Source organism: Oscillospiraceae bacterium (assembly GCA_035353335.1).
Classification (GTDB): domain Bacteria; phylum Bacillota; class Clostridia; order Oscillospirales; family JAKOTC01; genus DAOPZJ01.
Genome location: DAOPZJ010000103.1, coordinates 1 through 3,963, shown reverse-complemented (window position 1 = coordinate 3,963; position 3,963 = coordinate 1). Strand labels below are relative to the sequence as shown.

The window sequence follows — 3,963 nt, the reverse complement described above, 5'->3', positions numbered from 1 at the left end:
GCGGTCGAGCGGTTGGGTGGGGATGAGTAAAGGAGCGTAAAGATGAAAATCGAGATCGGTGAATCGTTGGTATTGTCATGGTTGAAACATATCAAAGGATGTCAGATGGTACAGACCAATTGGAAGGTCTCATCACAATGGTCACTCGGACATATGGATGTATTAGAAAAATTGATGGAGCGTTCCTCGGCTTTTTTCATGGACAAATACGGATATGATCTTTATAAGGGCAGCAGCGGTTTAAAGCAAGTGCTGACCCAAGCCGAGATTGATGTAATGGGCGTTTCTTTTGAAAATGAAGAACAAAATGTTTATGCCGTAGAAGTCGCATTTCATGAGAGCGGATTAATCTATGGTTCCACAAAAGGGGAAACAGTGGCGAGGGTTATAAAAAAATTTATTAGAGCTGCAATGTGTTTATATGGATGTTTTAATATTTCCTGCGGAACTATCATTTTTGCTTCACCTAAAATCACTCCATCGGTTATGAGTGAATTTAATACTTGTAAAGATGATATTTCGGTTGTTTTAAAGGAATTTGGGTTGGATTACGAAATTCGTATCATCGCGAATCAGGATTTCAGCGAAAGGATTCTTGAACCGGTGTTGAGCGTATTGGGCGATGTTGAGGATACTTCCGAACTATTTATGAGAAGCTTACAGATGTACAACATGTTTGCAGGTAAAAAACCGAGACAGAAAACAGAAAAGCAAGAATCTGCAAGGGCAACCGAAAAACTTAATACTATAGAGTATGACGGTATCGGAGGGTTTGAAGAAATGAAAATCGGGCAAATTGCAAATACGGTTCTGCGCGGGTTTTTAGAGGAAGGAAAGGTCACAAAAGAAGAAGTCGAGAAGATGCAGACGAAGCAATATTCGAAAGAAATTTTCGATATTCAATTTCCTTTGTTGCTGAAAGTCGAAGCAACTGATGGGAATAAGCAAACACGGTATTATGCAAAATCGGTGAGAATAAACGGTGATGAATACTTTTTATGTTCCGAATGGTTCGAAGTATCGGCAAATAATGATCGGCCGTATTTATTAAAATGGATAGCGCTTCATCAATAAAAAACAGCAATTTGGGCAAGTCAAGAGAATCCTACCACCGCTGCGGCGGTTCCCCTCCCTTTAACAAGGGAGGTAAAGTTTTTAAAAGCTTTATTCACGAGATTATTTACATATCATTTAGGTAAAAATAAGCAAAAAGGAGGGTCATGTCATGAAGGTCTTTATGGTCGGGGGAACGGGACTTTTGGGAAGTGAGGGCGCGGCGGAGCTGATCCGGCGCGGGCATGAAGTCGTCTCGGTGGCGCTTCCGCCGCTGCCGCAGGGCGCGGTGCTGCCGCCAGAGATGCAAATTCAATACGGAAATATCCTCGAGATGTCGGATGAGGACATTAAAAACCTCATGTACGGCTGCGAGGGCTTCGTCTTTGCTGCAGGCGTTGACGAGCGGGTCGAGGGGCCGCCGCCGATTTATGACATGTATAAAAAATTCAATATTGACCCCGTTTATCGCTTATTGACGCTCGCCAAAGTCTGCGGCGTGAAGCATGCGGTGATTCTGGGTTCGTATTTTTCGCACTTTGACAAGAAATACCCCGAAATGCAATTGTCACACTGGCATTCCTATATCCGAAGCCGCCGGGATCAGGAAGCCGCGGCGCTGTCGTTTGCCGACGAGAATTTCGACGTCGCCGTGCTCGAACTGCCCTATATCTTCGGGACCCAGCCGGGTCGCAAACCCGTGTGGCTGTTTATGGTCGAGATGATCCGGGATATGGAGGGGTCGACGCTGTTCCCGAAGGGCGGAACGACGATGGTCACGGTCAAGCAAGTGGGGCAGGCGATCGCCGGAGCGCTTGAGAAAAACGAGGGCGGAAATTGCTATCCGATCGGTTGGTATAACATGACCTGGAAACAGATGCTCGGCATCATGCACAAGTATCTCGGCTGCCCGAACAAGCGAATTGTCACAATTCCGAAGTGGATGTTCGACCTGAACTCCCGGAAGATGCTCAAACAGCAGAAAGCGCGCAATGTCGGAGGCGGATTGAATTTGCTTAAACTCGGGGAACTCCAGTGCTCGGAACTGTTCATCAATAAATCGGAGGGCAGCGAGCCGCTCGGCGTTCAGCCGGATAACATCGAAGCCGCCATCGGTGACTCGATCAGATTGTGCGTTGAGATTTTGGATAAGAATTTGCAAACCGTGGAGATGAAAGGGGAGTGAGGATCACGCTGTAGGGGCGGATATTATCCGCCCGCATAAATAACTTTCATTTTCTAAATCGGGGCATTTCCGAATTTCCTTATACAAGATGCTTAGTGCAATTTAAACGGGCGGATAATATCCGCCCCTACTTTCAAAAATTGTATAAATATGCTATAATGTCTCATCGACGGATGAAATCTCATCGTCGTTGGGACATCCTTTTTATTAACAACGAGGCGATGGCACGACCGGATAAAACGGCAAGTGAGGGAACATGGCCGAGGACACGCTGAAAATTTTTAATATCTACACGCAGGAGTGGTTTCGCGGGACGCTTGGGACGCCGACGGAAGTTCAAAAGCAGGCCTGGCCCGAGATCGCCGCGGGAAAACATACGTTGGTGTCGGCGCCGACCGGTACCGGCAAAACGCTGACTGCATTTTTAGCGTTCATCGACAAGCTGCAGGAGCAAGCCGAAAAAGGTAATCTGGCGGAAGAGCTTCAATTAATCTATATCTCTCCTTTAAAGTCGCTGGCTGGGGATATCCGCGAAAACTTGAAACGGCCTCTGGAAGGGATTTTACAACAGCGCATCAAGACCGGTCGGCATAAATACGGCTCGGAGATTCAGATCGCAATCCGCACCGGAGACACCTCGCAGAGCGAGCGTGCCCGGATGGTCAAGCACCCGCCGCATATTTTAATCACAACGCCCGAATCGTTATATCTGATGCTGACCAGCCAATCGGGCCAAAAGATGCTGCATACCGCAAAGGCGATCATCATTGACGAGCTGCATGTGATGATCGACTCCAAGCGCGGGGCGCATTTGATGCTGTCGGTGGCGCGACTGGACAAGCTATGCGGGCAGCCGTTACAGCGCATCGGGCTCTCGGCGACGATTGAACCGCTTGAAACAGCGGCGGAATATCTCTCGCCCGACCCGGTCTCGATTGTCGCCCCCAAGATGAAAAAAGAAATTTTAATTGAGGTGACCAGCCCCCTGCCCGGTCTCGGTGTACCCTCGGGGCCTTTGGGCACCGGGCCGACCTGGCCCAAGATCGGGCAGACGATTTACTCCTTTTGCGGTGACAAAGGCAGCGCCATCGGCTTTGTCGACGGGCGCGCTTATGCCGAAAAGCTGGCGTTTTTCGTCAACCAGATCGCCGGAGACGGATTCGCCCGGGTACATCACGGGAGTTTGTCAAAAGAACAGCGGTTCCAGACCGAACAGGCGCTTCGGGCGGGCGAACTGCGGCTGCTGTGTGCAACTTCCTCAATGGAACTCGGCATCGACGTCGGCGATATCGAACAAGTATTTCAGATCGGGTGTCCGTATTCGATTTCAAGCACCATGCAGCGGCTCGGACGTGCGGGGCACAATCCGAACCGTGTCAGCGTGATGCGTATATTTCCGCGTGAGGCCTCGGAGGGATTATATTGCGGATTGACCGCAGAGGTGGCGCGGCAGGGTGGGATTGAACATTCGCACCCGCCGAGGGGTTGTTTTGATATTTTGGCGCAGCACCTGGTCTCGATGGCGACCGGTTCGGGTTATTCGGTGGCCGATGTGATGCCGATTCTAAAGCGGGCATATCCGTTCAAGGGTGTGACCGAAGACGATGTGCGCGATGTTTTGGGGATGCTTGCCGGTGATTATGAGCATGAGCGGGACATCCCGGTGCGCCCCCGCGTGGTCTATGACCGGATTCACGATAAGGTGGAAGGCGACGCCTACAGCC

The 3,963-nt window shown here is 49.9% G+C and carries 3 protein-coding genes; all 3 read left to right on the top strand.

Annotated elements, in window-relative coordinates; genetic code table 11:
- The first annotated feature begins 42 nt into the window (after positions 1–42).
- Complete coding sequence (locus PKH29_12575; protein ID HNX15673.1) at positions 43–1,074, top strand: hypothetical protein; 1,032 nt, start codon at positions 43–45, stop codon at positions 1,072–1,074.
- A gap of 151 nt (positions 1,075–1,225) precedes the next feature.
- Positions 1,226–2,239, top strand: a complete 1,014-nt coding sequence (locus PKH29_12570; GenBank protein ID HNX15672.1) for an NAD(P)-dependent oxidoreductase — start codon at positions 1,226–1,228, stop codon at positions 2,237–2,239.
- A gap of 256 nt (positions 2,240–2,495) precedes the next feature.
- A partial coding sequence (locus PKH29_12565; protein HNX15671.1) for a DEAD/DEAH box helicase occupies positions 2,496–3,963 on the top strand: 1,468 nt, incomplete at its 3' end.